The sequence below is a fragment of the Psychrobacter sp. genome (assembly GCF_030454045.1).
Classification (GTDB): Bacteria; Pseudomonadota; Gammaproteobacteria; order Pseudomonadales; family Moraxellaceae; genus Psychrobacter.
The window spans coordinates 47,379-60,260 of record NZ_JAKDJE010000001.1 but is presented as its reverse complement, the minus strand read 5'-3'; the positions used below and the strand labels follow the sequence as shown (position 1 = coordinate 60,260).

Below are 12,882 nucleotides of genomic sequence, written 5' to 3'. Positions count from 1 at the left end.
AACGGGGAAGGAGATAAAAAATTGGTGCAATTGACAGACTGGTAGCAAAAAAAGAGCCGTTATTATCAAAATAGCACAACGAACAAAAGCATTTATTGCCAAAGACTGGCAAAACGGCTACGGTAATGCCTATAGAATAGACATTATTTCACATACGTATCTCATGAACAGATTACGCTGACGCCATGATTAATCACACCCCCAAGGAAAGATATATGAACGCATACCGAACACAGTGGTCTGGCCTAACGGCTCCTGCTCGCACCTCATCACGGCGCTCGCAACGATCGCGCCTTATGGTTTTGCCACTTGTGCTTGGTGGCAGTACGGTATTAGGCTTACCCGTCGCCCAAGCGGCAACGAGTAGTATCGAGCAAGTGACTGTCTATCAAGGGCTGGCGAGTGTGACACGCTCATTGCCCATTACTGGTAGCGGTGAGCAAACCGTGGTATTTTCGTGCCTATCACCTTATATGGATAAAGACAGTCTCAGCGTGCAGGCGGTGGGTAATGTCAATATTGGTGAAATCAGCATTGAAGAGTTAACAGGAGAGCAAGCAATCCAGTGCCAATATCAAGGCGATGCCGAGGTACAAACACAGCAAAATACTTTAGCTAGTATTAATGCGGAATTAGAAGCGGCGCGCTTAGCAAAAGCCTATTTGCAAAATTTGACCACAGTTACGCAACTCAATACCGAAGGGACTATCGCCAACAACACACGCGATATAGAGACTCAAGCGGTAAGTCTTAACCAAAAGATTTTGGATATTCAGCAGCGCCAAGCACGCGCCCAAGACGCACTGAATCAGCTCATGGCAGGCAGTGTCACGTCAACGGCGAGTAATGTGACACAGGTGAGTGTACGCACTGCCAGTCGCGCGCCAAGTAGCATTAAACTGCATTATCAAGTGCAAGGCGCAGGCTGGGAGCCTACGTATCAGGCGCGTCTCAACACCAATAGCGAGGAGCTAAATATCACCGCTTCTGCGATTATCGCCCAACAAACCGGCGAGAATTGGACCAACGTTCCTGTCACTCTCAGTACAGCCAATCCCAACCAGCGCGCGACAGGACGACTGCCTCATGTGCCGCGTCTATCACTCTATGAAGAAAACCAAAATGTTGAGTATGCAATACCTATGTCGGATAACACGCCTGTCGTAGTATCTGCCAGAGAAGGTTATAGCGACGATTCTAGAGCACCAAATATGGCACCACTGCCGAACTTTACGGTCAGTAGCCAAAATAAAAACGGTATTATTGAATATCGCTTGCCGCAGCGAGTGAGTATACCCAGTGGTGGTAGACGAGTGCGTACCGTCATTGGCGAGCAGTCTGGCAGTAGCAAGCTATGGGTTCGTAGTACCCCGAGCGTTGAGACAGCTGCCTATTGGTACGCATCAGCACCGTTCTTGACGCCAGAGTGGGTAGATGGCTCATTACAGCTGTACCGTGATGACAACTATGTTGGACAATCGCGCTATAACTATCAAATGCTAAAAGAGCAGGGGATTGGTTTTGGTCGTGATCCTAGCATGATGGTCAAAGCGCTAATCAATGAAGACAAGCAAGAGGAAAAAGGCGTGCTCAACCGCACCCAAACTCTAACAACCACCCAAGCCTATGAATTTACCAATCAGCATAACCGCCCTGTGCGCCTGCAAGTGTTGGGGAGCGAGCCTATCAGCCGTGATGACAGTCTCAAAGTCGCCGTCACCCACACGCCGCCTGTCACTGAGCGTAATTGGAATGACAATCAAGGCATGGTAGCGTGGGAGTTCAACGTGCCGAGTAAACAGTCACAGGCGATACGCTCAACCTCGCAAATCAGTTACCCTGCCAATAAGATATTGAGTGGTGATCGATAAATGATATTTGCTGAGCAAATCAGTTTTAAGCGATGATGTTTATTTTTACCAAAAATCTTGCGCCCCATAAACGTTTATCAAAGGAATATTATGTGTATTGTCGCCATTGCTTGGCAGTTGTTTGACGAGCTGCCGTTAGTGCTCCTGTCCAATCGCGATGAGTTTTTGCAGCGTCCGACAGAGAAGCTGCATCAATGGTCTGATCAGCCGATTTATGCAGGGCGTGACCGTCAAAGCGGCGGTACATGGCTGGGTATTCATCAGCAATCGCTAACAGATACGGCAGGCGAGGATGACACTATTTATCAGCAAAATGGTCGCTGGGCGGCAGTATTGAACTTTCGGGACGGTGTGCAGGCAAGTGCCAATGAACGTTCGCGCGGTGAGTTGATCACGCATTTTTTGACCAGTACGCTCAGTCCGATGGCGTTTGCACGACAGATTGATTTGCACAATTATGCAGGCTTTAATCTGATCGTCGGTGACACTCGGCAAGCAGTCATTGTTAATAATCGCGGTCATGCCCCTACGCCACTGCATGCAGGATTGCATGTGATTTCAAACGGTCAGCCAGAGGACAGCTGGTTTAAGACCGAGCGGTTGCGTGGACGTTTACGCCAAGAGGTGTTGCCATTGATTGCCGAGGACAGCGCGGCTAGCTACTGGCAAGCAGCTGCATTCAATGTGCTGTCAGATAATACCAAGGCACCGGATTGATCAGCTGCCAGATACAGGGATGAGCACTGAGCTTGAGCAGACCCTATCCTCTGTTTATATTGAACCTGTGAGCTTTGGCAATGCTGATGCCAGCAAGCCTACTTATGGCACAAGAACCCAGAGTATTTTAACACTTAGTCAAGAGGATAAATCAGGTCGGGCGCTTGAAGCCTGCATTGTCAGCCGAGAAAGCTCGCTTTTGGGCACTGATGAGTGACAACCATCAATTATTTTGAGGAATAGTTACGCTTTATGTCGCAGGAATGGATAAATAACTATTAAGACGATCAATACAAAAAAGCCTGCATCACTGGATACAGGCTTTTTGTAATATGACAAACAATAAAAGTGCGTTTTACTGATTAAGACTGGATCAAATGATTGCTTTGCTCAGGCAAGATCAGCTCTTGCTTTAAGGGTAGCTCACGTACCAGCTCTTGTAGGGCGCGACGATACACGCCCCGTTTGAAGTGAATCACTTGTCCGAGTGGATACCAGTAGCTGACCCATTGCCAATGGTCAAATTCAGGTTTCCCTTCATCAAAGCGGATATGTTGGGTATTTGGCTCATCTAAGCGTAGCAAAAACCATTTTTGTTTTTGCCCAATACATAAGGGGTGCTGGCCATGGCGTACATAGCGTTTTGGCAGACGATAGCGCAGCCAGTCTTGAGTGACTGCCAATAAGTCCACATGACGCGGGTGTAAACCGACCTCTTCCCAGAGCTCGCGATACATTGCATCCATCGGCGTCTCCCCGCGGTCGATACCACCCTGCGGAAATTGCCAAGCGTTGTGACCAATACGTTTTGCCCACAGAACCTGCCCTTGTGTATTTGCCAAGATGATGCCGACATTGGCGCGAAAGCCGTCTGCATCTATCATGACTAAACCTTTTTAATTTGTTTAAAAATAGCCTGTTTTCATCTGATACTGCGATAGCAATCATAATTATTATAAGGTGATGGTTATCAATATCAGCTAAAAACAAGATTCATTACCGTCATTAAACCAAGAAACAAGCAGAATGTGTAACAGTATTTTGCTATAAAATGTTTCACGAGTTTTACCTTTTAAAATCAATTATTTATAAACAGACTTTTGTAGGTTTTTCAAATAAAAATTTGATAAATATCGATGCGAGTAACGATAGCTGCATAGTGCTCAAATCATTTATTGAAAAAAAGAATAAAACCAAGAAATTGTTTTCTCACGACACGATAGCCAAACAATGGCTTTATCAAATCTTGCTTTGGCTTATGCTACACTAGCCAAGCTGCATATATTTCAAACAATAAAAATAGGCTTATGCCAATTACAGTAAGGAACATTTACAATGTCAGAATCAAAAGCAAGCGTTACATGGCAAGAGAACAAAGCGTTCATGGGCGTGTCACCGTCAGGACATAACGTACAAATCGATGCGGACAAAGAAAAAGGTTCAAGCCCAATGGAGCTAGTATTACTAGGGCTGGGTGGTTGTGCCAGCTACGATGTGGTGTCAATCCTCCAAAAGTCGCGTCAAGATGTCACGGATGTACGCTGTGAGCTGACCGCCAAGCGCGCCGAAACCGTACCGGCTGTTTATACCGATATTCATCTGCATTTTGTAGTCAAAGGTCAAGACATTAAAGACAAACAGGTCGAAAAGGCCATTCATCTATCAGCAGAGAAGTACTGCTCAGCCAGTCGCATGCTAGTCGCGGGTGGGGTTAATATCACCCATGATTTTGAAGTGATTGCAGGCTAAGGATTTATACGATGATCAGTGTATTTTTTGACTTGGTTTCTGATAAAGTTGCGTCTGCCATCTGGGCGATGGTGGTAGCAAGTCTACTACCATGGGCTGTATCAATAGTGGCAAAAGTATCTGGCGGCTTTAGGGTCAGAAATAATGCACATCCTCGCGATTTTTTTAAAAATGCAACAGGGATGGCGGCACGTGCCAATGCTGCGCAGCAAAATAGCTATGAAACTCTGCCAGTGTTTTTGGCGGCCGTGTTGGTGGCCATGCTGTTCTTTGTACCACAATCGATCATTAATGTGTTGGCATGGCTGTATGTGATCATTCGAATTGGTTATTGCACCGCTTATATCACCAACTTATCGACGTTTCGCTCTATTCTCTGGGTGCTATCCATGGCATGCTGTCTGATGCTGTTTTATATGGCGATACGAGTCAGTGTATAGCGTTACCCGTCTATATTTACCAAGTAGACCACATATGATCAGGTGATTATTGTTGTACGCTTGCTTGTAGTGCATTGATAATCACCGCTTTGTTTTTCTCTCGCTTGATACTTTCCCACACTGTTTGCGCCTCAGCATAGCCTTTGGTGAGCATACCTAACCATTGCTTATAACGCCCAACCAACACCACATCGTTCTTTGCCTCACCCTCCAAAAACTTAATTTGATGCGCGATCAAATCTTGCCATAGCAAGGTTGCCGTGTTTTTTCCGCTGTCATCATGATTTTCAGTATGGTTATCGACTTGCGCAACCAAATCAGGACGTGTGACTGCGCCGCGACCTAACATGAGATGTGACGTGCCTGCTTGCATCATACAGTCATTTGCTTGCGCTGCGCTCCATATCTCGCCATTGGCAATCACAGGAATATCAAGTGCATTAAAACTCTGGATTTTGTCCCAATAAGCAGGCGGCTTATAACCTTGGGTTTTGGTGCGTGCATGGATGGTCAACCAGTCAGCGCCACTTGCAGCAATTGCGCCGCGAATGTCATCCATCCGTGAGGTGTCGGTATAGCCCAAGCGAATTTTGGCAGACACAGGAATATGCGCGGGTACCGCTTTACGTACTGCGCTGATAATCTGATACATGGTCTCAGGTTCATCTAATAATACAGAACCACCGCGATGGCTATTAACTGTCTTAGCAGGGCAACCAAAATTGATATCAATGGCAGGCGCACCAAGCTCGCAAGCATAAGTGGCATTTTCTGCCATCAGCTGCGCGTCACTACCCAATATCTGCACATGAATGGGCGTGCCAGAGGCGGTCTTGGCATCGTGATGCAGCTCAGGCACGTATTTATAAAACACATGGGCTGGCAAGACATGCTGCGTGATACGAATAAACTCACTGACTGACCAATCATAGGGACGACCCAAGTCAGACGCAATTTGGGTTAATATTTGGCGCATTAAGGGATCGGTTAAACCTTCCATCGGGGCGAGGAGTCGGACGGGATTTTGGAATAAGTTTTTTGAAGGAGACATTGAGGGCATATAGGTATAAATTAGTAAGGTATATGATAGCGTATCTTAATTTATTTATGTTGGTTTGAGTCAGTGTTTTGAAAGGGAAGCTAATAGGAGTTCTGCTCAAGTTAGAATGTTATGGGTATAAAGATTATGGCTGAAAGTATCGTTGTACATTTTATTGACACAGAAATTGAGAAAGTTGAAAAAGCTTTTATGGAATTTTCAGAAGTTATTGGGAACACTTGGTACGTGCCATCAAAGAACGATTATTCAATTCAGATTTATCCTTACAAAGGTTATCTTAAAGAATATGATAGTGCTGAAAAATTAGAAGTTGTACGTCACTTAGGTAGTGAGCCGAAATTTTCATTTTGCATTGAACTTAGACGCCTTCATCAGAACGAAGCTTGTAATATCACTAAGATATTGATTATGGTAAAGCTAGAAGGTTTTAATTTCGTAGTTGATGATAGTAGCGACAAGATTTGGACAAAAATGGAAATAATGAATAATCAAAACAGCTTTTTAAGTAAGTATTCGCATTGAGTAAAATTTATGAAGTTAATACTCAGTGCTAAGACCCAAAAATCACTTTTTTCCCCGTCTGTAATCCTGATATCAAGTCTTGAATATTATGAATGTCTAAATTGCTCTGGGCACGGGTACAAGCAACATAAAGCAAGCGCAATTCTTCCGGGCTTATCTTGACCGCATTGGTGGTCACATCGTAGTAAAAATCATCATCTAGTTGTACTTTGCCCCACTCAAGCCCTTTGGACTTATGCGCGGTGGAGATGACATAGTCGGCATTTTCAATACTGGTGAGACTATTGACCGCTTGGCTTAGTACATTAGTGCCGTGATCATCGACCAGTTTGACCAATGTCTTGAGATCACTGCCTTCATTGGTTTCAGCGTACTCTTGTACATCGCCCCAATTATAAAAATAAGCCAGCTCGGGTACACCATAAGCCGATTTACCATTTTTTAAGTTTTCAGCTGCCTGGCAGAATTTAAGCATACGATCGGTATCTGCTTGTAGCGCTACACGGTGCCCGTGCTTTAACCCTGTGAGTAATTGCGACATCGCCGCAGCATTGGTACGGCACAAAATAGCATCTTTTTTACTGTGTACCATTCCCTTATCGGTAGAGGACTGTTTGTTTGGATTGCCCTTTAGCGGTACGTCTTCTTGCAGCGCTTTTAGTAAGGTATTGGCGACTTCTGCAATCGGCTCACCAAAGCGAAAAGACTGCGTTAATAACGTCTGTGGCAATGGCAGCTTTTTCATGGCATTCACAGCGCCGCGCCATTCATAAATCTGCTGGTGCGCGTCGCCCACATAGATGACTTGTTTCGACTGCTGGGTCAAGATACCCATCATTAATGGATCAGCATCTTGCGCCTCATCAAATAAGATAAAGTCCGCAGGAATGCTCGGTTTAGACAATGCCCATAGTTTGAGATAAATATCATGACCAATGCCCGCAGGATGACGCGCATCAATCGACTGTAGCCAGCGCTGTTCAACGGCAGGGTAGAGCATTTCGCGTAATTGCTCGGCGTCTGAATCATCGAGCCAGCTTGGAAACAGGATATGCCTTGGCGCAGGGTAGCTGGCATGTGTACTACAAAAATTACTCACTGCGTCACTGACGAATCGAGACAACCGTGCTGGTGTCAGCGTAATGTATTTATTAACCCCATCCATTTGCCGACGGACTTGTACAGGCTGCAAGCCCAAATCATCACCCAGACGCTTGGGCGAGAACCGCGGCAAAGACAGCTTGGCGGTGATATCACGCGCGACATGACGATAAGCTAATGAGTGAAAAGTGCGGCACTCGACATGCGGCGGAAACTTTGAACGAGCATCATTGGCAATCGCTTTGTTAAAGGCCAGATACAGTCCGCGACCTCGCAAGCGCTCACCGATTAGCTTGAGTGTCGTGGTCTTACCAGCGCCTGCGTACGCCACCACTTTGAATGATTTGTGGTCCATCGCCATATTCAGCGCGGCGAGCTGCTCATCAGTGGGATCGCTCATATAAGCTGGCATCGATGTGGACATAGTAAAGCTACCTAAGTACAAAAGTGATTAAAAACACAAGGGGCAAAAAAAGCCACTGGATAAACAATGGCTCATATATGGTGGTACTCAATCGTGACAATAAGCACTAAGCTTACGCGTGGGGCAAGAAGAAAACAAGATAAGTCAGACGGGTAAATGCTTTATTCTTTGACTGTTGATATCAGGTCAGTGCTAGGTTCTTCTTTGATCAAGATTTTAGCCAAAAATAACCCAAGCTCAAACAGTAACCACATCGGGATCGCTAGCATCAGCATCGATACCCCGTCAGGCGGCGTGACCACGGCAGCCACAGCAAAACAGCCCACAATGATATAACGACGCTTTTCTTCTAGACTCTGAATGGAGACAATCCCTGCCAATATCAATAGCAAAGTCACAACAGGAATCTCAAAGGTCAAGCCAAACACCATAAATAGCTTTAAAGCAAAACTCAGATAACTGTCGATATCGGTCATCGGTAATACGTTTTGCGGCGCAAATAGAATAAAGAACTTCAATACCCCTTTGAGCACAATAAAGTAAGAAAAAGCCACACCCGCATAAAACAAAAATATAGAAGACAGCAGGACTGGTATAGCGATTCTCTTTTCTTTTTTATACAAACCAGGCGCGACAAACGACCATATCTGGTAAAGGATATAAGGCATCGCCAAAAATGCAGCAACGAAGACCGTCAGACGTATCGGTGCCATAAAGTTCGAGGTGATATCTGTGGCAATCATGGTCGAATTGGCAGGCAACTGTGCCACCAACGGGTCCGATAAAAAGTTATACAGCTCACGTGAATAGCCAACCAACGCCAAAAATATGATCAATACCGCCACGCATATTTTGATCAGATGGCGGCGTAGCTCGATCAAATGCTCGGTGATAGGCATGTCACCCAAGGGACTTAAGGCCTCTTCTGCGGAATCGTTCTGCACGTTTTTGGCTGCGTCAATATCTTCGGTGGTGTCTAAAGCTGGGTTATCTGAGTGCGTCAGTTTTTCTTGACGGCTTTTTTTGCGCTTGAGTAATTGCATCAGTCAGTCACCTGCTTATGGTCAGAAGTTGGCAGATTGACAGAGTGGTTGAGTAGGGCATCAGCCTTATAATTTGGAAGGTAGGGCGGCATTGGAAGGCGACGAGCCTTATCATAAGCGCCAAGCCGAAACCACATGTTTTCCCACGGTCGGGTATTAAGGATTTGAGTAACGGGCGCGGCGATATCACTATCATCATTGCTGTTACCGTGCTTTGATAACTGCCCCTTCTCTAAAGTATCTTGTGGCTCGTCAGTTGCATAAGAGTAGTCGAATGCTTTTGGTGTGGCTGATTGCTGATGGTTTTTTGTGCCGTCAGCTTTGTTATTTCTATCACTCGCTACCGCTTCATTCGAGGTTTTTATAGAGTGGCTTTGCGAGCTTTCAAAGGCTTTCATATTGCCGCGCATCTCTGCCATCTCGCGCCTCATATCGGCTTCGGTTTGGCGAATTTTGGCCAGCTCTTTTTGCATTTGTTGGCGCGTTTCAGCCAAGTCTAGCTCGGCCTCTATCTCAGACTGCAAGGTCGAGACGGTACGGCGAATTTTGGCATACCATTGCCCAGCCGTCCGCGCCGCCTGAGGCAGTTTTTCTGGGCCCAAGACGATTAGGGCGATTACGCCAAAGAGAAGTAGTTCAGAAAACCCGATATCAAACATAATGGTCCGATGTCACTGTCTAGATGCTATACATTATGTTTGTCATCAACCTTAGTGGTTGTTGGGCGCTCGTCGGTATGGGCCGTGCCATCATGGTCAAGCACCACGCGTTTTTTGGCATGCTCTGTATTTTCATCTTTGACCGCTTCTTTAAAGCCTTTAACCGCACTGCCCAAATCTTTGCCAGCGTTTTTTAGTTTTGCAGTGCCAAACACGACAACGACGACGACCAATAGTATCAGCCAATGCGTAATAGAAAAACTACCCATAATGGTATCCTTGTGACCTGTTTTTGTGACCTGTTTTTGTGATTTGGTTTTCAGTCTTCATATGTCTGCTTTGTATTGATAAAGCTTGCTTTACATTGATAAAAAAGTTATGTATCAAAAAAAGCATCACATATAATGCGAGATAAAACAGAGCTATATTATAACCTGCAGTTATTACAAATAGGTGAAATCAACAATAATCAAACTATCTCGATGCTTTTTTTGTATCTTAATAACTATCTAGCCGCTTTTTCGTCGATACCTGATAAGCCAAACCGTCTACCTAGCTCATTTAGTACAGCGTCTGACTCTATGTCAAACCATGCCAGTCCGACTAAAGTATGGAACCAGACATCGGCGACTTCATAGATTAGCTCATGGCGCGCCGCCTCAAAAGCAGCTTTATCTCGACTTTCATCACAGTGAGCAAAATCTTTGGCAGCAATGATGCTCTCTGTACTTTCTTCACCGACTTTTTCTAGTATTTTATTCAAGCCTTTGGCGTATAGACTGGCGACATAAGAGCTGTCCGCATCAGCTTGTTTACGCTCGGCTAAGACCTGATCGAGCTGTTGTAGTACAGATGCTTTATCGACTTGCGCTTGAGTACTATTGGAGTTAGTGACTACGTCAGTGTTTTCATTTTCAGGATTATTGCTAGTAGACGCTTGAGAATGATAAATATCATTAGGATCTTTGAGTACTTTATCGACGGTCTGCCACTCTGGCGTTGGACCTGATAAGTCTAAACGTCGATAAAAACAAGACTCACGGCCCGTATGGCAAGCAATGCCGCCTGCTTGAGTGACGCTAAGCACGATCACATCTGCATCGCAATCCAGACGAATCTCATGCACAGTTTGCGTGTGACCTGATGACTCACCTTTGTGCCACAATTTGCCACGCGAGCGCGAAAAATAAACCGCGGTCTTTTTTTGCGCGGTTAATTGTAATGCCTCGCTATTCATCCAAGCCATCATCAAAATACGACCTGACTGATGATCTTGGGCAATTGCAGGAATCAAACCATCAGCATTAAAAGTTATGGCAGTCAGCCAAGCAGGTAAAGTCATAATATATCTGTCGTCTTATAGGTAAAAAATGAAAAATATCGATAAGCAATTATACTACTTATGATTGGCGCAGTTTATGATTGATGCAGGAATATTGTGTGCAATGCGCTAAAAGGGAGAGGGGTACTGAGTGATCATCAGCCCGCAGGGACAGGACTCTTTTTTGCCACTTCATCGTTAAAAATAAGCGCTTAGAATGACTAAACTTATTATTTTTAACATCGAAGCGCCTAAAAAATAGTCGCTGTCAGTGCCATGGTCGAATGTTCAACACGCCCTAGCAAAAGAATGCTATTAATCGCCAGCTATTTTATAGTCTAAATAAATGAGGGTATAAAGCTTCTTTAGTCGACTTGTCAAGCTTGGTCACTTTATCAAGATTAAAATCATAATTCCTAAAATGCTGTCTTGCTTTGGCGACCACTTCACCTGTGTGCATACGTGTGATCTTTATCACGATGCTACCGCCATTATCATATACTGGCTCCACACCAACTTCAAACAAAAGCTCTTCACGCACTCGTATACGGCTCATAATATCTAATTGTAACTTATCAATAATCAAGCCCTGTCGATCTGCATTGACTTCTTTAATACCTCTAGCATACAAGAATCTAAGCCTCGCTTCAGAGAGGAGGGCGGTCATCGATTCGATGGTTACATGCTGCTCTAAATCGATTTCGGTGTGACGCACACGCATCACTGTCTCAAAAACAAATAAGTTATCATCAAATACTAATTCTTGCTTTGACACACTATCTCCTAAAGTGTTGGCAAAAATAATGATGCCGCCTATGATTCGATAGGCTAGCAGCCCTATCATCCTGTAGGCTTGCGGCATAGTTGCAAGGCTCAATATATATGAGGAACACCGCTATTTTTGCGACACTCATATTAGACATAGCCTTACTGCTTACTTAATCACAGCTTAGACTGACATTCAATATATTTAAATAAAAATTGTTCAATTTAATAAGATTTTTAGTAGTTGCGCTATTGTAATATTTAAACTGGCTGTCTGTTTTTATGATCCACCAACGCTCAGCCAAAACTTTACTTGGCAAAACAACGCACTATCTGCTAAAATACCGCCTCCCACCTCAAGGCAGATAGGCGTTTAGTGGCTATTTATATAACCACTATGCAATATAACTATTTGACGACCAGGTTCTAAAACAGAAAAAGAGGCAAATCATCATGAAAGTTAAGATGAAAACCAGAAGCGGTGCCGCTAAACGCTTCAAAAAAACAGCAAATGGTTTTAAACGTAAGCAAGCATTCAAAAGCCACATTTTGACCAAGAAATCACCTAAGCGTATTCGCCAGTTGCGTGGTCTTAAGTTGGTGCATAAATCTGACGAAGCAGCTATTCGTCGTATGTGCCCATACATCTAATAGCCTACCGTCATCTATTGTTGATCGAAAAATATCTGATGAGATAATAGTTGACTTTGCAATCTGACAATGATGTTTGTTAGTTAACAGCATCATCACTCGCTTAACAGTGATCAAAAAAATCTTGGAGTAAATTATGGCCCGTGTAAAACGTGGTGTACAGGCAAATCGCCGTCACAAAAAAATCTTAAAGCGCGCAAAAGGCTACTACGGTGCTCGTTCACGTGTTTACCGCGTAGCGGTACAGGCAGTGACCAAAGCTGGTCAGTATGCTTATCGTGACCGTCGCAACAAAAAACGTACTTTCCGTCGTCTTTGGATCGCACGTATCAATGCTGGTGCACGCTTAAACGGCTTGAGCTATAGCCGCTTCATCAATGGCATGAAAAAAGCAAACATCGCAATCGATCGTCGCGTTCTAGCAGACATCGCTATGCATGATGCAGCGACTTTCACAGCATTGGTCGAAAAAGCAAAAGCGGAATTGGCCTAAGTATTAACCGTCCTTTAGATAGCATGCTTTTTTAAGCAATGATCTAAATGGATAGGACTAATATTG

Annotated in this window: 16 protein-coding genes; 8 read left to right on the top strand and 8 right to left on the bottom strand. The window is 44.5% G+C overall.

Annotated elements, in window-relative coordinates; genetic code table 11:
• Positions 1–215 precede the first annotated feature (215 nt).
• The 3 genes from L0G63_RS00270 to L0G63_RS00260 all read left to right on the top strand — a co-directional run bounded on the left by L0G63_RS00270 (position 216) and on the right by L0G63_RS00260 (position 2,805).
• Entirely contained in the window at positions 216–1,871 is a 1,656-nt protein-coding gene (locus L0G63_RS00270) for a DUF4139 domain-containing protein (protein ID WP_301448850.1), read from the top strand.
• Positions 1,872–1,961: 90 nt separating this feature from the next.
• The gene (locus L0G63_RS00265; protein ID WP_301448849.1) at positions 1,962–2,588 is read left to right on the top strand and encodes an NRDE family protein; all 627 of its coding nucleotides are present in this window, start codon (positions 1,962–1,964) and stop codon (positions 2,586–2,588) included.
• Between the two features lie 19 nt (positions 2,589–2,607).
• On the top strand, positions 2,608–2,805 hold the full coding sequence (locus tag L0G63_RS00260) for a hypothetical protein (protein ID WP_301448848.1): 198 nt from the start codon (positions 2,608–2,610) through the stop codon (positions 2,803–2,805).
• A gap of 145 nt (positions 2,806–2,950) precedes the next feature.
• Here L0G63_RS00260 and L0G63_RS00255 read toward each other — a convergent pair whose 3' ends face one another.
• Positions 2,951–3,472: an RNA pyrophosphohydrolase gene (locus tag L0G63_RS00255; protein WP_058023527.1), complete on the bottom strand. Its 522-nt coding sequence runs from the start codon at positions 3,470–3,472 to the stop codon at positions 2,951–2,953.
• 451 nt (positions 3,473–3,923) lie between these two features.
• Here L0G63_RS00255 and L0G63_RS00250 point away from each other — a divergent pair, with 451 nt between their 5' ends.
• Together L0G63_RS00250 and L0G63_RS00245 are read left to right on the top strand one after the other, a co-directional pair.
• On the top strand, positions 3,924–4,337 hold the full coding sequence (locus L0G63_RS00250; RefSeq protein WP_301448847.1) for an OsmC family protein: 414 nt from the start codon (positions 3,924–3,926) through the stop codon (positions 4,335–4,337).
• Positions 4,338–4,351: 14 nt separating this feature from the next.
• The gene (locus tag L0G63_RS00245; RefSeq protein WP_301448881.1) at positions 4,352–4,777 is read left to right on the top strand and encodes an MAPEG family protein; all 426 of its coding nucleotides are present in this window, start codon (positions 4,352–4,354) and stop codon (positions 4,775–4,777) included.
• Positions 4,778–4,823: 46 nt separating this feature from the next.
• Here L0G63_RS00245 and L0G63_RS00240 read toward each other — a convergent pair whose 3' ends face one another.
• On the bottom strand, positions 4,824–5,828 hold the full coding sequence (locus tag L0G63_RS00240) for a tRNA-dihydrouridine synthase (RefSeq protein WP_301448846.1): 1,005 nt from the start codon (positions 5,826–5,828) through the stop codon (positions 4,824–4,826).
• Between the two features lie 135 nt (positions 5,829–5,963).
• Between L0G63_RS00240 and L0G63_RS00235 the strand changes: the two genes are divergently transcribed.
• On the top strand, positions 5,964–6,359 hold the full coding sequence (locus L0G63_RS00235) for a hypothetical protein (RefSeq protein WP_301448845.1): 396 nt from the start codon (positions 5,964–5,966) through the stop codon (positions 6,357–6,359).
• Between the two features lie 28 nt (positions 6,360–6,387).
• Here L0G63_RS00235 and L0G63_RS00230 read toward each other — a convergent pair whose 3' ends face one another.
• From L0G63_RS00230 to L0G63_RS00205, 6 genes are all read right to left on the bottom strand, one after another.
• Positions 6,388–7,884 (bottom strand): UvrD-helicase domain-containing protein, encoded by a 1,497-nt coding sequence (locus L0G63_RS00230; RefSeq protein ID WP_301448844.1) that lies wholly within the window; start codon positions 7,882–7,884, stop codon positions 6,388–6,390.
• A 161-nt stretch (positions 7,885–8,045) separates the two neighbouring features.
• Positions 8,046–8,927 carry a twin-arginine translocase subunit TatC gene (gene tatC, locus L0G63_RS00225; protein ID WP_301448843.1) on the bottom strand — a complete coding sequence of 294 codons (882 nt, stop codon included), beginning with the start codon at positions 8,925–8,927 and terminating at the stop codon, positions 8,046–8,048.
• Positions 8,927–9,586 carry a Sec-independent protein translocase protein TatB gene (gene tatB, locus L0G63_RS00220; RefSeq protein WP_301448842.1) on the bottom strand — a complete coding sequence of 220 codons (660 nt, stop codon included), beginning with the start codon at positions 9,584–9,586 and terminating at the stop codon, positions 8,927–8,929. The genes tatC and tatB overlap by 1 nt, the downstream gene beginning before the upstream one ends.
• Positions 9,587–9,612: 26 nt before the next feature.
• Positions 9,613–9,855 carry a Sec-independent protein translocase subunit TatA gene (gene tatA / locus L0G63_RS00215; protein ID WP_058023534.1) on the bottom strand — a complete coding sequence of 81 codons (243 nt, stop codon included), beginning with the start codon at positions 9,853–9,855 and terminating at the stop codon, positions 9,613–9,615.
• A gap of 236 nt (positions 9,856–10,091) precedes the next feature.
• On the bottom strand, positions 10,092–10,928 hold the full coding sequence (hisIE, locus tag L0G63_RS00210; RefSeq protein ID WP_301448841.1) for a bifunctional phosphoribosyl-AMP cyclohydrolase/phosphoribosyl-ATP diphosphatase HisIE: 837 nt from the start codon (positions 10,926–10,928) through the stop codon (positions 10,092–10,094).
• Between the two features lie 310 nt (positions 10,929–11,238).
• A complete protein-coding gene (locus L0G63_RS00205; RefSeq protein WP_301448840.1) occupies positions 11,239–11,682 on the bottom strand; it encodes a thioesterase family protein in 444 nt (147 codons plus the stop codon).
• Positions 11,683–12,125: 443 nt separating this feature from the next.
• Between L0G63_RS00205 and rpmI the strand changes: the two genes are divergently transcribed.
• Both rpmI and rplT read left to right on the top strand, forming a co-directional pair.
• Positions 12,126–12,323, top strand: a complete 198-nt coding sequence (gene rpmI / locus L0G63_RS00200) for a 50S ribosomal protein L35 (RefSeq protein WP_058023536.1) — start codon at positions 12,126–12,128, stop codon at positions 12,321–12,323.
• 136 nt (positions 12,324–12,459) lie between these two features.
• The gene (gene rplT / locus L0G63_RS00195) at positions 12,460–12,816 is read left to right on the top strand and encodes a 50S ribosomal protein L20 (RefSeq protein WP_011281252.1); all 357 of its coding nucleotides are present in this window, start codon (positions 12,460–12,462) and stop codon (positions 12,814–12,816) included.
• The last annotated feature ends 66 nt before the right edge of the window (positions 12,817–12,882 follow it).

What these genes read in the sequence shown, in the direction of transcription:
- L0G63_RS00270 (WP_301448850.1), top strand. Translation starts at nt 216, where the DNA reads ATGAACGCATACCGAACACAGTGGTCTGGCCTAACGGCTCCTGCTCGC.
- L0G63_RS00265 (WP_301448849.1), top strand. Translation starts at nt 1,962, where the DNA reads ATGTGTATTGTCGCCATTGCTTGGCAGTTGTTTGACGAGCTGCCGTTA.
- L0G63_RS00260 (WP_301448848.1), top strand. Translation starts at nt 2,608, where the DNA reads ATGAGCACTGAGCTTGAGCAGACCCTATCCTCTGTTTATATTGAACCT.
- L0G63_RS00255 (WP_058023527.1), bottom strand. Translation starts at nt 3,472, where the DNA reads ATGATAGATGCAGACGGCTTTCGCGCCAATGTCGGCATCATCTTGGCA.
- L0G63_RS00250 (WP_301448847.1), top strand. Translation starts at nt 3,924, where the DNA reads ATGTCAGAATCAAAAGCAAGCGTTACATGGCAAGAGAACAAAGCGTTC.
- L0G63_RS00240 (WP_301448846.1), bottom strand. Translation starts at nt 5,828, where the DNA reads ATGTCTCCTTCAAAAAACTTATTCCAAAATCCCGTCCGACTCCTCGCC.
- L0G63_RS00235 (WP_301448845.1), top strand. Translation starts at nt 5,964, where the DNA reads ATGGCTGAAAGTATCGTTGTACATTTTATTGACACAGAAATTGAGAAA.
- L0G63_RS00230 (WP_301448844.1), bottom strand. Translation starts at nt 7,884, where the DNA reads ATGTCCACATCGATGCCAGCTTATATGAGCGATCCCACTGATGAGCAG.
- tatC (WP_301448843.1), bottom strand. Translation starts at nt 8,927, where the DNA reads ATGCAATTACTCAAGCGCAAAAAAAGCCGTCAAGAAAAACTGACGCAC.
- tatB (WP_301448842.1), bottom strand. Translation starts at nt 9,586, where the DNA reads ATGTTTGATATCGGGTTTTCTGAACTACTTCTCTTTGGCGTAATCGCC.
- tatA (WP_058023534.1), bottom strand. Translation starts at nt 9,855, where the DNA reads ATGGGTAGTTTTTCTATTACGCATTGGCTGATACTATTGGTCGTCGTC.
- hisIE (WP_301448841.1), bottom strand. Translation starts at nt 10,928, where the DNA reads ATGACTTTACCTGCTTGGCTGACTGCCATAACTTTTAATGCTGATGGT.
- rpmI (WP_058023536.1), top strand. Translation starts at nt 12,126, where the DNA reads ATGAAAGTTAAGATGAAAACCAGAAGCGGTGCCGCTAAACGCTTCAAA.
- rplT (WP_011281252.1), top strand. Translation starts at nt 12,460, where the DNA reads ATGGCCCGTGTAAAACGTGGTGTACAGGCAAATCGCCGTCACAAAAAA.